This is a genomic window from Rhizobium sp. BE258 (genome assembly GCF_031457345.1).
Classification (GTDB): Bacteria; Pseudomonadota; Alphaproteobacteria; order Rhizobiales; family Rhizobiaceae; genus Rhizobium.
Map to the genome: position 1 here is coordinate 514816 of NZ_JAVDWL010000003.1, position 16005 is coordinate 530820.

Annotated in this window: 24 protein-coding genes; 12 read left to right on the forward strand and 12 right to left on the reverse strand. The window is 61.9% G+C overall.

Translation table 11 applies throughout. The features are described 5' to 3' along the window. Positions 1-133 precede the first annotated feature (133 nt). The 4 genes from J2X43_RS13030 to J2X43_RS13045 all read left to right on the forward strand — a co-directional run bounded on the left by J2X43_RS13030 (position 134) and on the right by J2X43_RS13045 (position 2707). Positions 134-1357 (forward strand): MFS transporter, encoded by a 1224-nt coding sequence (locus J2X43_RS13030; protein ID WP_310294501.1) that lies wholly within the window; start codon positions 134-136, stop codon positions 1355-1357. 89 nt (positions 1358-1446) lie between these two features. Beyond that, positions 1447-1800, forward strand: coding sequence for a DUF1428 domain-containing protein (locus J2X43_RS13035; RefSeq protein WP_112386905.1), 354 nt, complete (start codon positions 1447-1449; stop codon positions 1798-1800). A gap of 73 nt (positions 1801-1873) precedes the next feature. Then, complete coding sequence (locus tag J2X43_RS13040) at positions 1874-2296, forward strand: secondary thiamine-phosphate synthase enzyme YjbQ (protein ID WP_112386906.1); 423 nt, start codon at positions 1874-1876, stop codon at positions 2294-2296. A gap of 105 nt (positions 2297-2401) precedes the next feature. Then, positions 2402-2707, forward strand: coding sequence for a hypothetical protein (locus tag J2X43_RS13045; RefSeq protein ID WP_112386907.1), 306 nt, complete (start codon positions 2402-2404; stop codon positions 2705-2707). A 450-nt stretch (positions 2708-3157) separates the two neighbouring features. Here J2X43_RS13045 and J2X43_RS13050 read toward each other — a convergent pair whose 3' ends face one another. After that, positions 3158-3418 carry a hypothetical protein gene (locus J2X43_RS13050; protein ID WP_310294506.1) on the reverse strand — a complete coding sequence of 87 codons (261 nt, stop codon included), beginning with the start codon at positions 3416-3418 and terminating at the stop codon, positions 3158-3160. Between the two features lie 313 nt (positions 3419-3731). Between J2X43_RS13050 and J2X43_RS13055 the strand changes: the two genes are divergently transcribed. Both J2X43_RS13055 and J2X43_RS13060 read left to right on the forward strand, forming a co-directional pair. Further along, a complete protein-coding gene (locus J2X43_RS13055; protein WP_310294508.1) occupies positions 3732-4901 on the forward strand; it encodes a DUF2325 domain-containing protein in 1170 nt (389 codons plus the stop codon). Continuing rightward, positions 4898-5566 carry a GntR family transcriptional regulator gene (locus J2X43_RS13060; RefSeq protein WP_310294510.1) on the forward strand — a complete coding sequence of 223 codons (669 nt, stop codon included), beginning with the start codon at positions 4898-4900 and terminating at the stop codon, positions 5564-5566. Before J2X43_RS13055 ends, J2X43_RS13060 begins: the two co-directional genes overlap by 4 nt. Positions 5567-5751: 185 nt before the next feature. On the opposite strand, the gene J2X43_RS13065 is transcribed toward J2X43_RS13060, so the two are convergent. Continuing rightward, a complete protein-coding gene (locus tag J2X43_RS13065) occupies positions 5752-5940 on the reverse strand; it encodes a hypothetical protein (RefSeq protein ID WP_310294511.1) in 189 nt (62 codons plus the stop codon). A 91-nt stretch (positions 5941-6031) separates the two neighbouring features. Then, positions 6032-6442, reverse strand: a complete 411-nt coding sequence (locus J2X43_RS13070; protein WP_310294514.1) for an NUDIX domain-containing protein — start codon at positions 6440-6442, stop codon at positions 6032-6034. 110 nt (positions 6443-6552) lie between these two features. Here J2X43_RS13070 and J2X43_RS13075 point away from each other — a divergent pair, with 110 nt between their 5' ends. Further along, a complete protein-coding gene (locus J2X43_RS13075) occupies positions 6553-6762 on the forward strand; it encodes a TOBE domain-containing protein (RefSeq protein WP_112386914.1) in 210 nt (69 codons plus the stop codon). An 11-nt stretch (positions 6763-6773) separates the two neighbouring features. Here J2X43_RS13075 and tsaA read toward each other — a convergent pair whose 3' ends face one another. From tsaA to J2X43_RS13095, 4 genes are read right to left on the reverse strand one after another with little or no spacing between them, the layout of a single operon-like run. Beyond that, on the reverse strand, positions 6774-7298 hold the full coding sequence (tsaA, locus tag J2X43_RS13080; RefSeq protein WP_310294517.1) for a tRNA (N6-threonylcarbamoyladenosine(37)-N6)-methyltransferase TrmO: 525 nt from the start codon (positions 7296-7298) through the stop codon (positions 6774-6776). 12 nt (positions 7299-7310) lie between these two features. Next, positions 7311-8093, reverse strand: a complete 783-nt coding sequence (locus tag J2X43_RS13085; RefSeq protein WP_310294519.1) for an ABC transporter ATP-binding protein — start codon at positions 8091-8093, stop codon at positions 7311-7313. Continuing rightward, on the reverse strand, positions 8090-9124 hold the full coding sequence (locus tag J2X43_RS13090) for an iron ABC transporter permease (RefSeq protein WP_310294521.1): 1035 nt from the start codon (positions 9122-9124) through the stop codon (positions 8090-8092). The genes J2X43_RS13085 and J2X43_RS13090 overlap by 4 nt, the downstream gene beginning before the upstream one ends. Beyond that, positions 9124-10158 (reverse strand): iron ABC transporter substrate-binding protein, encoded by a 1035-nt coding sequence (locus tag J2X43_RS13095; protein ID WP_310294523.1) that lies wholly within the window; start codon positions 10156-10158, stop codon positions 9124-9126. Before J2X43_RS13095 ends, J2X43_RS13090 begins: the two co-directional genes overlap by 1 nt. A 151-nt stretch (positions 10159-10309) precedes the next feature. Between J2X43_RS13095 and J2X43_RS13100 the strand changes: the two genes are divergently transcribed. After that, positions 10310-10798 (forward strand): GAF domain-containing protein, encoded by a 489-nt coding sequence (locus tag J2X43_RS13100; protein WP_310294525.1) that lies wholly within the window; start codon positions 10310-10312, stop codon positions 10796-10798. A gap of 3 nt (positions 10799-10801) precedes the next feature. Here the strand turns inward: J2X43_RS13100 and J2X43_RS13105 are convergent, their stop codons facing one another. Together J2X43_RS13105 and J2X43_RS13110 are read right to left on the reverse strand one after the other, a co-directional pair. Then, positions 10802-11134 (reverse strand): hypothetical protein, encoded by a 333-nt coding sequence (locus tag J2X43_RS13105; protein ID WP_310294527.1) that lies wholly within the window; start codon positions 11132-11134, stop codon positions 10802-10804. A gap of 40 nt (positions 11135-11174) precedes the next feature. Beyond that, positions 11175-11426 carry a DUF2188 domain-containing protein gene (locus J2X43_RS13110; RefSeq protein ID WP_112386920.1) on the reverse strand — a complete coding sequence of 84 codons (252 nt, stop codon included), beginning with the start codon at positions 11424-11426 and terminating at the stop codon, positions 11175-11177. 205 nt (positions 11427-11631) lie between these two features. On the opposite strand from J2X43_RS13110, the gene J2X43_RS13115 reads away from it, so the two are divergent. Next, entirely contained in the window at positions 11632-11814 is a 183-nt protein-coding gene (locus J2X43_RS13115; RefSeq protein ID WP_310294529.1) for a hypothetical protein, read from the forward strand. 32 nt (positions 11815-11846) lie between these two features. Here J2X43_RS13115 and J2X43_RS13120 read toward each other — a convergent pair whose 3' ends face one another. Together J2X43_RS13120 and J2X43_RS13125 are read right to left on the reverse strand one after the other, a co-directional pair. Further along, a complete protein-coding gene (locus tag J2X43_RS13120) occupies positions 11847-11993 on the reverse strand; it encodes a hypothetical protein (protein ID WP_310294530.1) in 147 nt (48 codons plus the stop codon). A 97-nt stretch (positions 11994-12090) separates the two neighbouring features. Further along, positions 12091-12678, reverse strand: coding sequence for a hypothetical protein (locus J2X43_RS13125; protein WP_310294532.1), 588 nt, complete (start codon positions 12676-12678; stop codon positions 12091-12093). Between the two features lie 182 nt (positions 12679-12860). Between J2X43_RS13125 and J2X43_RS13130 the strand changes: the two genes are divergently transcribed. Beyond that, positions 12861-13106, forward strand: a complete 246-nt coding sequence (locus J2X43_RS13130; protein WP_162702682.1) for a BON domain-containing protein — start codon at positions 12861-12863, stop codon at positions 13104-13106. A 3-nt stretch (positions 13107-13109) separates the two neighbouring features. Here the strand turns inward: J2X43_RS13130 and J2X43_RS13135 are convergent, their stop codons facing one another. Then, complete coding sequence (locus J2X43_RS13135; RefSeq protein WP_162698677.1) at positions 13110-13250, reverse strand: hypothetical protein; 141 nt, start codon at positions 13248-13250, stop codon at positions 13110-13112. A 195-nt stretch (positions 13251-13445) separates the two neighbouring features. Here J2X43_RS13135 and J2X43_RS13140 point away from each other — a divergent pair, with 195 nt between their 5' ends. Together J2X43_RS13140 and J2X43_RS13145 are read left to right on the forward strand one after the other, a co-directional pair. Further along, the gene (locus tag J2X43_RS13140; protein WP_162698676.1) at positions 13446-13697 is read left to right on the forward strand and encodes a DUF982 domain-containing protein; all 252 of its coding nucleotides are present in this window, start codon (positions 13446-13448) and stop codon (positions 13695-13697) included. 349 nt (positions 13698-14046) lie between these two features. Further along, on the forward strand, positions 14047-15990 hold the full coding sequence (locus tag J2X43_RS13145) for a PrkA family serine protein kinase (RefSeq protein WP_112386926.1): 1944 nt from the start codon (positions 14047-14049) through the stop codon (positions 15988-15990). The last annotated feature ends 15 nt before the right edge of the window (positions 15991-16005 follow it).

Below are 16005 nucleotides of genomic sequence, written 5' to 3' on the forward strand. Positions count from 1 at the left end.
GGGACAATCGTCCCGAATCCCCAAATCGGTAGTGCACTTTCGCCGCAGTTGACATCGGGTTCATAGAGGCAGAACAGGGGCTTATAAAATTCCTATCAATGGCCCGTGGGTTCCGCCGGCCGGAAGTTTCCAAATGGACACAGTTCACGCTCCCCGGGACAGCGTTCTCAAGCACCCCGGCTATCTCAATTTCGCCGCCTCGCGCGTTTTCTCGTCGCTTTCGTTCCAGTGTGCCGCAATCGCGATGGGCTGGATGATTTACGACAAGACGCATAGCGCCTTCGCACTGGCGCTGGTCGGGCTTTGCCAGTTTCTGCCGATGGTGGTGCTGACCTTCGTCGTCGGCCACGTCGCAGACTGGTTCGACCGGCGGCGGATCGGGCTGATCTGCCAGCTGATCGAGGCGGTCACCGCCGCGGTCCTGGCGATCGCCACATGGCAGGACTGGCTGACGCCGGCGGGCATTCTCGTCGCGGTGACGATCATGGGCGCGACGGTCGCCTTCGAGCGGCCGACGATGGCGGCACTGCTGCCGAACATCGTGCCTTCCTCGATGTTGCAGCGGGCGGTCGCCACCTCGACCTCGATGATGCAGACAGCGCTAATCATTGGCCCGTCGCTCGGCGGTCTGCTCTATGGCGCGCATCCGGTGGCGCCGTTTGCCGTCTCGGCGGTGATGTTCACGGCCGCCAGCATCAACGTCATCTCGATCCGCATGAGCTGGACGCCCTCGAAGCGCGAGCCGGTGACTCTCACCTCGGTGTTTGCCGGGGTGTCCTTCATCAAGAGCCGGCCGGTGATGCTGGGGACGATCTCGCTCGATCTGTTCGCGGTTCTGCTCGGCGGCGCCACGGCGCTGCTGCCTATGTTTGCCCGCGACATCCTGCATGCCGGTCCCTGGGGGCTTGGCCTCTTGCGTGCAGCACCTGCCATCGGCGCGCTTGCCATGTCGATCGTGCTGGCGCGGCGTCCGCTGAGCAGCAATGTCGGCAGGAAGATGTTCGCCGCCGTCGCCGTCTTCGGGCTGGCGACGATCGTCTTTGCCGTCTCGACCAATATCGCGCTGTCGGTGGTGGCACTGCTGGTCGTCGGTGCGTCCGATACGGTCAGCGTCGTGGTGCGCAGTTCGCTGGTGCAGCTGCTGACGCCGGACGAGATGCGCGGGCGCGTCAACGCCGTCAACTCGCTGTTCATCGGCACCTCGAACCAGCTTGGTGAATTCGAATCCGGCATGCTGGCGGGCTTCATGGGGCCGGTCGCCGCAGGGATCATCGGTGGCGTCGGCACGATCGTGGTCGTGCTGCTCTGGACGCGGCTCTTCCCCGACCTTGCCAAGGTGAAGACGCTGCAGGGATAGCCGGTCCGCGATTTTCTTTTTCCGGTCTGTCGGTTTGACGGGGCGTCAATCGTCCTATGTCCATCGACAGACGAAAAGGAGGAAGAGAAATGGCTTATGTGGATGGTTTCATCGTTCCGGTGCCGAAGGACAAGCTCGAGGCCTACAAGGAGTTCTCCGCCTATGCCGGAGCGATCTGGAAGGAATTCGGCGCCCTCGAATATGTCGAATGCGTCGGCGACGACGTGCCCTATGGCGAGGTGACGTCTTTTCCCCGGGCGGTGCATCTCAAGGAAGACGAAATCGCCGTGTTTTCCTGGATCCTCTATCCGTCCCGCGAGGTGCGCGACGAGATCAACAAGAAGGTGATGGCCGATCCCAGGCTGGAAGGCGACAAGTGGCAGATGCCATTCGACGGCAAGCGGATGATCTATGGCGGCTTCAAGGAGCTGCTGCGCCTCTAGGCGGTCATCGCAGGCATTGACTTCGGGCATGCGGCGCGACAGGTGATCCGGACGCAAGAACGGAGCCTTTCGCATGCCAGTCACGTCGATCACGGTCGCAACGCGCGGCCAGGGCCTCTATGAATTTACCGGCGAGGCCGAGGCTTTCGTGCGGGCGCAGGATGCGGAAGAGGGGTTGCTGACCGTGTTCGTGCGGCACACCTCCTGCTCGCTGCTGATCCAGGAAAATGCCGATCCCGACGTGCGCACCGACCTGAAGGCCTTCTTCGCCCGCCTCGTGCCGCCGACATCGGATCCGTCGATGCGCTGGGTCGTCCACACGATGGAAGGGCCTGACGACATGCCAGCCCATATCAAGTCGGCACTGACACAGGTGTCGATCGGCATCCCCGTGATCAATGGCCGGCTGGGGCTTGGGACATGGCAGGGGATCTATCTTTTCGAACACCGCGACCGGCCCCATCATCGCGAAATCCTGTTTCATTTCAGTGGCTGAACCGAAACTGAATGCGCAATTCGAACACCATTCAGAATTAGCTCTCTATTGTCGAATCATCACCGCAAGGGAGCTTCGACCGCCACATGAAACGAGGAAAACCCCATGACCACCTTTATTGCCAAGGCTTCCTTTGCAGCATTGCTTGCCATCGCTTCTATTCCGTTCGGCACCACGGCGGCTTCCGCAGCCGGTGCTGACCGCGCCGCTGTCGTCGATGTGCAGTATCGCCCGCCGATGCGTGGTTGCTCGCCGATGGAAGCCGTGCGCAAGGCCCGCTGGAGCGGCCTGCGCGATGTGCGCATCACTGCCGTTACGCCGCGCCGCGTCGTCGTTACCGGCCGTGACCGCCGTGGCCTTGATAGAATGACCTTTGCGAACGTTCGCGGTTGCCCGCTGATCCGTCGCTAACAGTAGCAGGCGCCGGTCTCCCCGATGCGGCGCCACAGAACCGCCCTTTGCCAAAGTCTCCCCGGATCGCGGCAAGGGCGGTTTTTTATTGCCCAAAACGAAAAAAGCCTCGCACGAGCGAGGCTGAGTTCTAGGCCGCCTCGGGGAAAAGAAGAGGCGACGGGGAGTTATCTAGTACTCCGCGGTACGGTTGCAAAGGACACTTTTGTCTATTCCGGTACGCTTTTGCTTCATTGATTCTGATGCTGGTATCAAGAATGCTGATAGCTGCCGGAATTCAGGGCTTCACGCCCGGATGAACAGGGCTCCCACGAGTCCGAAGACTGCGATCGATTGCAGGATGAACATCGGCAGCTGGTCAGACATGGTTCCCTCCCGTGGGGTGATGCGGAGATGTTCTGGTTGTCTGGAGACCCGGGCTCCGCTTCGGCCGGGCCTCCTTGCTGATTTTTAGCGGCAGTGCCTGATCGTCTTGGTGACGGTGCGCTCGCCGTCATCGCGGGTGATGCTCTTGGTGACGCAGCGATCGCGATCCCGCTCGCGGTAGGCGCCGATTGCGACACCGCGGTCGCTGATCCTGATGTCCGGGCGGACTTCGCCGCGGTCTTCGGTATAGACGCGCTTCTTGACCACGACCGTCTCGGCCATGGCAGGAACGCTGAAACTCAATGCTGCCACTGCAGCCATCATAGCACAAATCATCTTTCGCATTATCGAATACCTCCGTTTAGCGATGGAGAGGGAACGGCGGATGCAGCCAGAGGTTCCGGCCGCATCTGCGCGGCGCCGTCACCTTGCGGGACAGGCTGTTACGGAAATTTATGGTGGAGAGGACGAACAATTTCGGCCTTCGCGATGTGACGGAGCTGCCCGAAGCGCTTGTCCGGTCCGTGTTCTTGGTGATAGCGTCATATTTCTTTGAATATAACGCTTCGAGTTCACGATGCCGCCTCTGGCCGATTACAACCGACCGCAGAAGAGCTTCTCCAGCGAACTGACTCTCCTTTCGGGAGGCGATCGCTTGGTGGGTGTTTCCGTAAAGATGCAGAGGCGGAAGACCTGGGAGATTTCGCCCACCTTTCATTGCTCGATCATCGGCACATGCCTGACGGCCGGCGAATTGCGGCAGGTCATCGCCAAGCTCGGTGATATCGATGCGAAGACGGCGAGCGATCATGCGCTGCACAGCCGTGGCGTCCGCGCTGCCGGGCAGCGCGATCTGGCCGGCAAGCTGTTGAACAAGGCGCTCGACCGGCGCCATGAAGCTGTTCTGAAGCGCTTCGCGCGGCTCGGCACCGCAGCGGAGCTTCGAACACTCTGGAATACCTGCATGGAAGAGGGAGAAATTTCCGGCGCCTATTGGGCGGTGATCAGCCATCCGGCGGCCGATCACGGCTTGCTGCAGGATGTCTTCGGCGAGGTGCATATGCTGTCGCATCTCGTTGGCAGTTCCAGCCGCCTGGATATCGCCCGGCTACGCGCGCTGCAGACCGAGCTTGCCTTGAAGGACGAGAAGATTGCCCGGCAGGAAGCGCAGCTGCACCGGTCTTCTGAGGAACGGAGTGCCTTGCAGCGCCGGGTTGACGCGCTTGAGGAGGTCGTGCTTCGCGCCAGGGCCGTGAACGTGGCGGAGGAGAATGGTGATGGTGTCAATGCCGCGCTGATCGAGAAGCTCCAGGCGGCGCGTGAGCGGGCGGAGGCATTGGAACGGCGGCTTGACGAGAGCGAAGCGCAGGGGCTGGCGGCCGGCAAACGCGCGGCGGCGTTGGCCCGGGAAAATCTGGCGCTGTTGCGTGAAAATGCCGGTCTTGAGCGAGCGCTGCTCGATGACGGGGATGCAGACGCGCCGTCTGCTGCTGCGCAATCTGGCACAACGCTTCTCTATGTCGGCGGGCGGCGGAACCTTTTCGAGCGGCTGCGGCTGCTTGCCGGGCAGGCGGGCATCGAGCTGCTGTTTCACGACGGCGGCGTAGAAGAAAGCACATCGTTGCTTCCCGGGCTGATCGCACAGACGTCGGTGACGCTGTTTCCGGTCGACTGCGTCAGCCATAGCGCCGCCGGGATCGTCAAGCGGCACTGCCGGGACAGCGGCAAGCCGTTCATGCCGCTGCGCTCGGCCAGCCTTGCGAGCTTCATCGCTGCCCTCGGCGCGCTGGCCGCAACCGGGCCGCAAAGCGGGAGAGTGCCGGCATGAGCAATCTCGGGCTCAGCCTGCCGCGAAGCATCTCGCTTCGCGAACAGGTGACGGATGCGCTCCGCAACTCGATCCTTTTCGGCACGTTGAAGCCCGGTCAGAAACTGATCGAGCGGCAGATCTGCGAAGAGATGGGCATCAGCCGCACCGTGTTGCGCGAGGCGCTACAGCATCTCGATGCCGAGGGGTTGCTGATCAATGCGCGGCGCGGGCGCTCGGTGATTGCGATCGAGATGCAGGAAGCGCGGGAGATAGAAGAGACGCGCGAGGCCCTGGAACGGCTGATCGGCGAGGGTTTTACCCGCAATGCCACGAAGGCGCAGGTCCTCGACCTTCACGCCATTCTCGCCGCTCTGGAAGTTGCCGCGGACGAGCGCGATGCGCTGATGAAGGAGAGTGAGTTCTTTTCGCTGTTGGCGGCTGGATGCGGAAACAAGGTCGCAGCCGGCTTCTTCCGGCAGCTGAATGGACGCGTCATCATGCTGAGGCGGCTGTCCAGCAAGACTGGTGGCAAGCGCGGCGAGCGGCTTGCCGAGCTGCGGGCCATCACCGAGGCGATCGATGCCGGTGATGCAATCCGGACAGGCGCGCTCTGCGCTGCGCGGGCCGCAGGCGGCCGCGAGCAGGCGGGGCGCGGCAGGCAGGGCATTGCTGCCGTCTCCTAGCGGTAAAGTGGAACCTTTTGCCGCAGTTCTCCGTTTAGCGCGTACAGGAGGACACCCATGACAAATGATTTCAACAGACCAAACCCTGATTTGCGTACCACGCCGCCCGTGGCCGATCGCCGTTCGCCCTGGACGATGTGGATCGGCATTGCGGCCGTCATTGTAATTATTGCATTGGCCGCATCCTACTGGCCGCGTTCCGGCCCGGCTCCGGCAACGGCGCCTGCAGGCGAAACCAGCACCACGACGACACCGGCGGCTCCTGCTGCTCCGGCCACTCCGCCGGCAGCAACGAGTGAACCGGCTGCTCCGGCAACGCCACCGGCCGCTGCTCCGGCTCCTGCCGCACCAGCGCCAGCAACTCCGGCGCCCACAGCACCGGCTCCGGCCGCCCCTTCGGCGCAGTAAATATCAGCGGATAGTCAAAGGCCCGGCCTCAGCGCCGGGCTTTTCTTTGCGTGCTCTTCAGGTGCCTGCTAGCCGCTGGCGCCAGAAAGGCAGGATGTGGTCCGCTGTGAGTGCCGCCATCGGAAGGTCTCCCGGGTGGTGCGGATCGATCCAACACATCTCTTCGATCTCGGCGCGCGGCGCGATCGTTCCGGCCAGCTTGGCCAGCAGGAAGAGATCGGCGATAACGCGGTGATCCGGTTCGTTCGCCGCAAGCGCTTCGAACGTGCCGAGCGGTTCAAGTCGGTCTTCATGCGTTTGCAGGCCGATCTCTTCATCGAGCTCACGCACCAGCGCGGAAATCGGCGTTTCCCCGGCATCGATCTTGCCGCCCGGCTGCATGAAAACCGCGCTGCCCCGTTTGCGCACCAACAGCACGTCGCCATTCTCGCGGGCAATCAGCGCCGCTGCGATCCGTATCACCTTCACGACTACCTTCCCCTCCATGATGCCACGAGCGATCCACTGGCTATCCGCACGGCTTTTGACATGAATGGTGCGGGCCGTCTAAGGTCTCGCCAAATCAGGGAGGACATCGGATGAAAATCAGCGCGCGCAACCGTCTGAAGGGCAAGGTTGTCGAAGTCACCAAGGGCGCGACGACGGCGCATGTCCGTATCGATATCGGCAATGGCGCCATCGTTACCGCGTCGATCACCAACGAGGCCGTCGACGAGCTCGGGCTGAAGCCAGGCGCCGAGGCCTATGCTGTTGTCAAGGCTTCGGACGTCATGGTCGCCGTCGACTGACATTCGTCCGGTCACGCCTTCTGGCAGTGGGTTGCGATGCTGGTATCGCCGGTCTCGTAGTCGCCCTTCTGCGGAGGGGCGATCGGCTTGAACAGCGTCCGGTCGGGCTTGAGGTCGAGCAGCGGCGTGCCGTCGAGGCAATCCATGCCGCGCACGAAGAGCATGCCGTCTTCGACCCGCTCCAGCTTGACGATCGAGGTACCGATCGGATTGGGGCGGACGGGGGAGCGCAGTGAAAACGTGCCATGGACCTTGCCGTTGCTGGCCGGGCTCTGCAACACCAGATCGCGGCGCGAGCGGTCGAGCCAGTAGAGGACTTCCAGCCGTTCGAAGGCATCGACGCCTTTCAGCGCGGCGATCCATGGCTCGAAGATCTCGATGCGGCAGAGCGGCCCGTCGTGCCTGCCCTGGCGCGGAGTTTCCATCCGCGAGGTCCAGGGCGTGTGGACGCGGCCGATGAAGACCAGCCCGGCATCGCTTGCCTCTGGCGGCTCGATCGCCACCTCGTTTTCCCGTAATTCGTTTTCGCGGACCATGGTTCTTCCTTTCTAGGCGGGAAATTGATCGAGGCGCGGAGCGCAGATGCGGGCGCTGCCGTCGAGGGCGCCGACGACGACGTCGATATCGTAAAGCTCTTTCAGCGTCTCGGGCGTCAGCACGTCAGCCGGTGTTCCGAGCGCCGTCAGCGAACCGCCGTTCAAAAGCGCAACGCGATCGGCGGCGAGGACGGCGTGATCCGGATTGTGGGTCGACAGGACGATCGAAAGGTTCTGGCGGGCGAGCCGGCGGATATGGGCGAGAAGGCGCATCTGGTTGCCGTAGTCCAGGCTGGCGGAGGGTTCGTCCATAATCAGGATCTGCGGTTGTTGCGCCAGGGCGCGGGCGATCAGCACCAGCTGCCGCTCGCCGCCACTGATTTCGGTATAGGGCTTGGCCGCAAGCTGCGCCATACCGACGCTCTCCAGCACATCCTGGGCGATGATGCGATCCTGCCTCGAAGGCATGGCGAAGGGAGCGATGCGGGCGGCACGGCCCATCAGCACGACATCCAGCACAGCAAAGGGAAAGAGCGCGGCATGGGCTTGCGGCACATAGGCGATGCGGGCAGCGCGTTCCCGGCCTGACCAGCCGGAGAGCGGGCGGCCATCCAGCAGGATTTTACCCGCCTTGACCGGGAGCAATCCAAGCATGGTCTTGAAGAGCGTCGTCTTTCCGGCGCCGTTCGGGCCGAGCAGGGCGAGCACCTCGCCCGATCTCAGCGCGAGGTCGATGTTGCTGCCGATCGCCCTGTTTCCATAGCCGAAGGTCAGCGATTTCAGCTCGAAACTCATTGCCAGCCCCGCTTTCCCGATGTCAGCAGCCAGAGGAAGAAGGGGGCGCCGACCGCGGCCGTCAGGATGCCGAGCGGCACCTCGATGGTGGCGATGCTGCGGGCCAGCATGTCAACGATCAGCAGATAGGCGGCGCCGAGGATCATCGATGCGGGGAGGAGCCTGCGGAAGTCGGGCCCGGCAAGCATGCGGGCGACATGCGGGATGATCAGGCCGATCCAGCCGACGATACCGGTGACCGAGACGGTCGCCGCGGTAATCAGCGTGGCGCCGCAGACCAGCGCCAGCCGGGTTTTCTTGGTGTCGATGCCGAGCGTCTGCGCCTCCTCGTCGCCGAGCGTCATCACGTTCATCCGCCAGCGCAGGAGGATGAGCGGGGCGAGGCCGATCAGCACGGCGGGCAGGATGGAGAGCACGTCGAAGCGGGTGACGGCGGTCATGCTGCCGAGCAACCAATAGGTGATGGCGGGGAGCTGGTCATAGGGATCGGCGAGGATCTTGATCAGTGAAATGCCGGCACCCACCAGCGCCTGGATGGCGATGCCTGCCAGAACCAGCGTCAGCGCCGGATCGCGGTGGCGCACGGCCGCGCCGACCGCATAGACGGCGGCGACGGCGAGCAGGCCGCCCGCAAAGGCGAGCGCCTGGATGGCGAGCACCGGCAGCGACAGAAAGATGCCGAGCACCGCGCCAAGACTGGCGCCGACGGAGACACCCAAAATATCGGGTGAGACAAGCGGATTGCGAAAGATGCCCTGATAAGTGGCGCCGGCCGCTGCCAGCGCCGCGCCGACGACGATTGCGGCGGCAACGCGGGGCAGGCGGACGTTCCAGAGGACGGTTGCAAGCAGGGGATCACCGGCCTTGCCACCGGCCAGCGCCGTCAACGCCTCGATCAGCGGCCGTGGCCCGCCGCCATATTTGCCGGTCATCATCGAAAGCAAGGCGAGCAGCAGCAGACCGGCAAGTCCGGGCCAGAGCCATCGATTGCCGGGTGGCTCTGCTCCCTCGCTCTCATCCCGCGCGGCCATCATTGCGGCGAAACGCCGGAGCCCTTCAGCAGCGTTGCGAGCTGATCCTCGGTCAGGTCGACCTGATAGAAGAGCTTGAAGAAATCACGGACCTCGGCTTTGAGATCGCCGGTGAAGACTTTCGGGTAGAAGAGGCGCTCCAGCCAAGCGATGCCGATCAGCCGGTTGATGCCGGGCGGGGAATCGAACCAGCCGAAGGGCAGGCTGGGCGTGACGAAGACGCGGCCGTTCTTGACGGCATCGAGGCCGGCCCAGAGGGGATCGGTCTTGACGCTGGCCGCGAATTTTCCGGAGGCGGCGAGAATGGTGTCCGGCTTCCAGGAGAGGATCTGTTCGAGCGAAACCTGCGTCAGTCCGCCCTTGCCGGCAGCCGCCGCGACATTGGCCGCGCCGGCAGCTTCAAGGATCTCCAGATTGATCGAGCCTGCCAGGCCGGTTTCCAGACCTTCGGGGCCGCGGCCGTAATAGACGCGCGGCCGGTCGCTATGTGGAATGGCGCCCAGCCTGGCGTTCAGTCCGCCGATTGCCGTCGATGCGTAGTTGGCAAGCTTGGCGGCGCGTTCGGTGACGCCGAGAATCTCGCCGGTCTGGCGCAGCGTTTCGGCGCTTCGGGCAAAGCTGCCATCGATGAGCACATAGGGGATGCCGGTCTGGGCCTGCACCTTGTCGGCTAGCGACGCATAGGTGGGATTGACGGTGCCGACGTCGATGATGATATCGGGCTTGGCGGCCAGCACCGCTTCCATATTGGCGGTTCCGCCCTTGCCGGTCAGCTGGCCGAAAACGGGCAGATCGCGGACCGATGGCAGCAGGAAGGCCTTTTCGGCATCACTCGGCTGGCGCACCCAGCCCGTCAGCTTATCCGGCGCCAGGACGTAGATCAGGACCGATGCCGGAGGACCGGCGGCCAGCACGCGGCTCACCTTGTCCGGGATCTCGACCTTGCGGCCGGCCGCATCGGTGATGACGCGGGCCTCGGCGCCTGCGGAAAGAAGACTGAAGGCAGTGACGAGAAGGGCGGTGAAAAGCTTCATGGCAAGGGCTGGCTCGTTGGATCGGAGCCGCACTATGGCATAGCGTTATATCTGTTGGAATATCTCCGCGATGCCTGACCTTTGCTTCCTTGCCCTTGAAGCCGGGTGGTGGCCGGGACTATATCTGCGGCAACGAAAAGGCGGATTTCCCATGTTCCAGGCAGCGACGATCTACACCACCAGCAAGGCGGAATTCTACCGCGAGCTTGCGCAGCAGCTCGAGGCGCTGCTCTCGGGAGAGAGCGACATGATCGCCAATGCCGCCAACACATCAGCGCTGATCTACCAGATGATGCCTGAGTTGAACTGGGCGGGCTTCTATCTTCTGAAGCAGGAAAACGAACTGGTGCTTGGTCCCTTCCAGGGCAAGCCTGCCTGTGTGCGCATTCCTGTCGGCAAGGGTGTCTGCGGCGCAGCCGTCGAGCGCAAGGCTTCAGTGGTCGTCGAGGACGTGCATGCGTTTCCGGGGCATATCGCCTGCGATGCCGCGTCGCGTTCGGAGCTGGTCGTGCCTGTAATCCATGAGGGACGCGTGCTTGGCGTCATCGATCTCGACAGCCCGGCGCCGTCGCGCTTCGATTCCGAAGATCAGGCCGGAATCGAAAAGCTCGCGGAAATTTTCATCGCCGCGAGCTTCTGATTGTCACATCCGCCGCTGGCGGCTGAGAGAGGAGCCGGTAGCCGGTCTGGCGCCGTCAGGCGCACGAAGGCCGCGGTGCTTGCTTGTAAACACCCATTCCACATTGCCCGGCTCGAAGGGGCGGCGCGGGTTGCGTAGCGCCAGCTGGCGCTCGGCCAGGCGCCGGGGGAGGCTGTCCATCATGTCGTTGATGAAGGCATCCGGGGATTCACGCCAGCGCGGCGCGACAGCCACGTCGATGCCGCCATAACGCGAGAAGTCCGGGTGCTTCGAGGAGTAGCAGGCGCCGATCATCCACGCGTGCTGCGATTTCAAGAAACGTTCTTTCAGGGTCATTCCGTCGTCTTTTTCGGCCGAAGCCTTTTATTGATCTGCATTATGTGTCCGGCGCATCGTCGACGACATCAGCCTGCGGGCGGTCACCACCGCTCACACGCTCTGTTGCCCACGTGCCATCCGCACGCTGAAAGGTAATCTCCGCATCCTGACCGCCAAGCTGTTGCCGCTCTGCGGCTTGCTTTGCCGCGGCCAATGCGAGTTCGTGAGTTGGAAAGGCTTCTGACCAGACATCGCCCAAGCGGTAAGCCCAGGCCTCGTCATGTTCGCCGACGTGGTAGGTAATCGACATCGGTTTTTCCTTCAAGCGTTTAATATTGATTTTTTCGGGGCAGCTGCCATGCACAGGGATCAACGCTTGGCGGTGCTGCCGGTTCCTGAGGACGAGGCATGCGTGGGGCTGGACAAGCGGTGAGGGCCGTCTTGCACGGTGATGGAACGCTTCGTAGGCTGAGAGCGTTGAAAGATTCGCATCAACATATTTCGACAGGACATTTATGCGCGCTCAATCGAAGCCGTTCATCGTAGAAGTCAAATCGTCCCGCCGCGTCGATCGCAGCAAGGAAAAGTCGATCTGGGGTAACATCGATCTGTCGGCGATTGCCGGCGAGGTCACCAATAACGGCCACGTTCCGGCCGAAGACGCTGACGCCACTGCTGATCGCGTCAGCGCTCAATAGTTTTTCTCTTTCTACCGCCGGCACGTAGCAGGCTATTTCTTGTCCGACGGCTTCTTGCCGGTATGGCCGGGTGCAATCGGATCGCTGGCCGGGAAGGTTTCTTCCAAGGCTTCTTCCAGATAGTCGTCCTGCTCCTTGTCGGTCTTCTGATCTTTGCCGGATTTCTTCTTGTCGCTCATGCCGAAACTCCCGTTTTCCAATGCGGGTGAGATATCCCGTCTCGTCTGACTGCCAAGCAGGGGAGGCCGGCATTCGGCGGCCTCCCTTGTCTTCAGGTCAGTGGTCGCGGCGATAGCCTGGCGCCATCTGGTCGAAATGATAGGCGCGCACCCGCGGCGAGCTGTGATCGGGATCGCGGCTGCCGACCGGGCTTTCCTCCGGCATGGCCTGCTCTGACGTGGAAAGATCGTCGGCAGCGCGGCCGCTATTGGCGCTGCCGGCAAAGCTGCTGTTGCGGGCCTCCCAGCCGTCACTGCGCCACATGTCTGCACGTTCGTCCATGTCGATGCTGCCTTCGTCATCGAGAATGTCGTGGGCGGTGTCATAGAGCGCATCGCCGACACTGACCGAGATCAGGAAGCCGCCGCGGCGCAGGCCCTCGGCATAGGTTTCGCGATCGTCATCCGGGAAGAACCAGTCTTCGAGCGCTGCCCAGAAGCCCGAGCGTTCGCCGGCTCTGGCGGCTGCTTCCGGGTCTGCTTCGTAGCCAGGCATAAAACGGATGCTTTCATCGGCGACGCCTGCATCCTTCAGCCGCGCGACGGCGCGGTCTGCATCGGCGCGGCTGTCGAAAAAGGCCGTCAGCGTGTTGTAGGCGGAACCCAGCGTGCCAGCCGGGGCATTGTCATTGTAGAGATTTGCCATTGCCGTTTTCCTCCGTTTACCCGGTCCTGCGCGCCATGCGTGGCATCCGGGCGTTTCTTTCTCTTTCCGGCTAACGGTGCGCGTTCGGCTTTGTTCCCGGCTGCCATCTTCTGCACAAAGATGAATGCTAGATGAACGGAATGCGCCGTTGTGCGTTTCACCATCACAGGAGGAACACGACGATGTTCAGCTCATTCATTCAATCAAGCCGGCTTGTCGGCGCCACGCTCGCCGGAGCGGCCGAGAGTGTCTCTTCTGCAATCGCCTATGGCGTTGGTATGGAAGATGCCCATATCGAAGTCGTCGAAGAGGCCGGCACGATCTTTCTCGAAGGGACGGCACCAAGCACGTCGGTGATCGAAAAAGCCGGCGAAATCGCCCGATCGATCGTCGGCGCGCATGTCTGCAACCTTGTCAGAACGCTCTGAGGTTCAATGCACCGGGGACGCCGCGGGAATGCTTCCCGTGGTCACCGGGTCGCCGAGGTTGCGGCCGAAAGGGTTGAGCACGACCAGCCCCGCCATGATGATGGCCAAAACGGATATGCGGAACACCGGCGACTTTAGCAACATCTGACTATTCCCCGTTCAAGCAAAAACACATGCGGAAGCGTAAAGTTCCCGCTCAGCGCGAACCTCCGGCGATTTTCCGGTGCGCCATGGCGCGACACCATAGAGGCGATCGGCAAACGAAGCGTAAACCACACATGCTAACCGGTGAAAACCAAATGCGCGCCTGCGCCGTTAACCATGCAGGAGGTGTTCACGATGGACAAGAACTATTGGGAAAATCCGGTCGCTCTTCGCCTTCCGCATCTCGGCCTTCGCACGGTCGAGAATACCTATGACGCGGCGGCCTATCTGATGGAGGAGTGGCCAGTCGATCACGGCGAGGCCTATGACCGGGCAATCAGAATGTGCCTGCTGTCGATTCGTGGAAAGAAGCAGCCCACCACCGCGCGGCGCGCATTCATCGATGCGGCAAACGAGGCACATATCCACATAAACGTAGCGGCCTAAGCCTTCAGGTGATTGTGCGGCGCAAAAATAACCGAGTGCATTGCGAAAAACCTGCGCGGCAGAGTCGGTAATACGCCAAAAGAATCAGTGGCGAAATAACACACCTTTTTGACGGATATGTCATGTCCCCAAATTTTCCGATACCGCTCGACGGCGTAATTCGCTAATATAGCAGATAGTTTGGTACGACCCTCGACTTCGGTGAATGCACGTAAACGTGCATTGAAATGGTTGACCGTCAGGTGTCCTATCAATTCACGAAACATATTGATTCCCAATGGGATGCAAGATCACGTGTGACGTGATCGGGCACTCCGGAGGCTGTGGCACAACCCGCAATGGAGGCCCCATGCTGAATGAATCGTTGTTCGATGCGTTTGCGAGGAGTTACGAAGCGCGACGCGAAACGGATATGTCGATCGCCGACTATCTGACCCTCTGCAAGAAAGATCCGATGGCCTATGCCAACGCCACCGAGCGGCTGCTCGCGGCGATCGGCGAACCTGAGATGGTCGACAGTTCGAAGGATGCCCGCCTCGGGCGGATCTTCATGAACCGCACCATCCGAACCTATCCTGCCTTCACTGGTTTCTACGGCATGGAAGAGACGATCGAGCGGATCGTGTCCTTCTTCCGACATGCCGCCCAAGGTCTCGAAGAACGCAAGCAGATCCTCTATCTGCTCGGCCCGGTCGGCGGCGGCAAGTCGTCGCTCGCAGAGCGGCTGAAGCAGCTGATGGAAGTGCATCCGATCTATGTGCTGAAAGCCGGCGACGATGTCAGCCCGGTCTTCGAAAGCCCGCTCAACCTCTTCGATCCCGCGATCATGGGCCCGATGCTGCTGGAGCAGTACAACATCCCGACGCGGCGGCTGACCGGGCTGATGAGCCCGTGGTGCCTGAAGCGCCTCGATGAATTCGGCGGCGATATCTCCAAGTTCCGGGTGGTCCGGATGCAGCCGTCGCGGCTTCGCCAGATCGGCATCGCCAAGACGGAGCCGGGCGACGAGAACAACCAGGACATTTCCTCGCTGGTCGGCAAGGTCGATATCCGCAAGCTCGAGCACTATTCGCAGAACGACCCCGATGCTTACGCCTATTCCGGCGGCCTCAACCGGGCCAACCAGGGCATTCTCGAATTCGTCGAGATGTTCAAGGCGCCGATCAAGATGCTGCATCCGTTGCTGACGGCGACGCAGGAGGGCAACTATATCGGCACCGAGAATATCGGCGCGGTTCCGTTCTCCGGCGTCATTCTCGCCCACTCGAACGAAGCGGAATGGCAGACCTTCAAGGCGAACAAGAACAATGAGGCCTTCATCGACCGCATTTGCGTCATCAAGGTTCCCTATTGTTTACGGGTGACCGAGGAAGAGAAGATCTACGACAAGCTCATCGAGGGATCCGAACTGGCCGATGCGCCATGCGCACCCGGCACGCTCGAAATGCTGGCCCGCTTCTCGGTTCTGTCGCGGCTGCGCAAGCATGAAAACTCGACCTACTTCTCGAAGATGCGGGCCTATGACGGCGAGAGCCTGAAGGAAACAGATCCGCGCGCCAGAAGCGTCCAGGAATACAAGGATGCGGCCGGTGTCGATGAGGGCATGGATGGGGTCTCGACTCGCTTCGCCTTCAAGATCCTCGCCTCGACCTTCAACCACCATACGAGCGAGGTCGGCGCCGATCCGGTGCATCTGATGTATGTGCTGGAACAGGCGATCCGCAGGGAGCAGTTCGCTGACGATACCGAGAAACGCTACATGGAGTTCATCAAGGCCGATCTTGCGCCGCGCTATGCGGAGTTCATCGGCAACGAGATCCAGAAAGCCTATCTGGAATCCTATTCCGACTACGGCCAGAACCTTTTCGACCGATACGTCGATTATGCCGATGCCTGGATCGAGGACGTCGATTTCAAGGATCCCGACACCGGCCAGCTTCTCGACCGCGAGCTCCTGAACCAGGAGCTGACGAAGATCGAGAAGCCTGCCGGCATCGCCAATCCGAAGGACTTCCGCAACGAGATCGTCAAGTTCTGCTTGCGGTCGCGGGCGAATAACACCGGCAAGAACCCCTCCTGGACGAGCTATGAGAAGATCCGGGAAGTGATCGAGAAGCGCATGTTCTCGCAAGTCGAGGATCTGCTGCCGGTCATCTCCTTCGGCTCGAAGAAGGATGGCGAGAGCGAGAAGAAGCACAGCGAATTCGTGTCCCGGATGACGGAGCGCGGATATACCGAGCGGCAGGTGCGCCGCCTGGTGGAGTGGTACATGCGCGTCAAACAGGCGGGTTAATGTAAAACTGGAGCC

What these genes read in the sequence shown, in the direction of transcription:
- J2X43_RS13030 (WP_310294501.1), top strand. Translation starts at nt 134, where the DNA reads ATGGACACAGTTCACGCTCCCCGGGACAGCGTTCTCAAGCACCCCGGC.
- J2X43_RS13035 (WP_112386905.1), top strand. Translation starts at nt 1,447, where the DNA reads ATGGCTTATGTGGATGGTTTCATCGTTCCGGTGCCGAAGGACAAGCTC.
- J2X43_RS13040 (WP_112386906.1), top strand. Translation starts at nt 1,874, where the DNA reads ATGCCAGTCACGTCGATCACGGTCGCAACGCGCGGCCAGGGCCTCTAT.
- J2X43_RS13045 (WP_112386907.1), top strand. Translation starts at nt 2,402, where the DNA reads ATGACCACCTTTATTGCCAAGGCTTCCTTTGCAGCATTGCTTGCCATC.
- J2X43_RS13050 (WP_310294506.1), bottom strand. Translation starts at nt 3,418, where the DNA reads ATGCGAAAGATGATTTGTGCTATGATGGCTGCAGTGGCAGCATTGAGT.
- J2X43_RS13060 (WP_310294510.1), top strand. Translation starts at nt 4,898, where the DNA reads ATGAGCAATCTCGGGCTCAGCCTGCCGCGAAGCATCTCGCTTCGCGAA.
- J2X43_RS13075 (WP_112386914.1), top strand. Translation starts at nt 6,553, where the DNA reads ATGAAAATCAGCGCGCGCAACCGTCTGAAGGGCAAGGTTGTCGAAGTC.
- tsaA (WP_310294517.1), bottom strand. Translation starts at nt 7,298, where the DNA reads ATGGTCCGCGAAAACGAATTACGGGAAAACGAGGTGGCGATCGAGCCG.
- J2X43_RS13085 (WP_310294519.1), bottom strand. Translation starts at nt 8,093, where the DNA reads ATGAGTTTCGAGCTGAAATCGCTGACCTTCGGCTATGGAAACAGGGCG.
- J2X43_RS13090 (WP_310294521.1), bottom strand. Translation starts at nt 9,124, where the DNA reads ATGGCCGCGCGGGATGAGAGCGAGGGAGCAGAGCCACCCGGCAATCGA.
- J2X43_RS13095 (WP_310294523.1), bottom strand. Translation starts at nt 10,158, where the DNA reads ATGAAGCTTTTCACCGCCCTTCTCGTCACTGCCTTCAGTCTTCTTTCC.
- J2X43_RS13100 (WP_310294525.1), top strand. Translation starts at nt 10,310, where the DNA reads ATGTTCCAGGCAGCGACGATCTACACCACCAGCAAGGCGGAATTCTAC.
- J2X43_RS13105 (WP_310294527.1), bottom strand. Translation starts at nt 11,134, where the DNA reads ATGACCCTGAAAGAACGTTTCTTGAAATCGCAGCACGCGTGGATGATC.
- J2X43_RS13110 (WP_112386920.1), bottom strand. Translation starts at nt 11,426, where the DNA reads ATGTCGATTACCTACCACGTCGGCGAACATGACGAGGCCTGGGCTTAC.
- J2X43_RS13115 (WP_310294529.1), top strand. Translation starts at nt 11,632, where the DNA reads ATGCGCGCTCAATCGAAGCCGTTCATCGTAGAAGTCAAATCGTCCCGC.
- J2X43_RS13120 (WP_310294530.1), bottom strand. Translation starts at nt 11,993, where the DNA reads ATGAGCGACAAGAAGAAATCCGGCAAAGATCAGAAGACCGACAAGGAG.
- J2X43_RS13125 (WP_310294532.1), bottom strand. Translation starts at nt 12,678, where the DNA reads ATGGCAAATCTCTACAATGACAATGCCCCGGCTGGCACGCTGGGTTCC.
- J2X43_RS13130 (WP_162702682.1), top strand. Translation starts at nt 12,861, where the DNA reads ATGTTCAGCTCATTCATTCAATCAAGCCGGCTTGTCGGCGCCACGCTC.
- J2X43_RS13135 (WP_162698677.1), bottom strand. Translation starts at nt 13,250, where the DNA reads ATGTTGCTAAAGTCGCCGGTGTTCCGCATATCCGTTTTGGCCATCATC.
- J2X43_RS13140 (WP_162698676.1), top strand. Translation starts at nt 13,446, where the DNA reads ATGGACAAGAACTATTGGGAAAATCCGGTCGCTCTTCGCCTTCCGCAT.
- J2X43_RS13145 (WP_112386926.1), top strand. Translation starts at nt 14,047, where the DNA reads ATGCTGAATGAATCGTTGTTCGATGCGTTTGCGAGGAGTTACGAAGCG.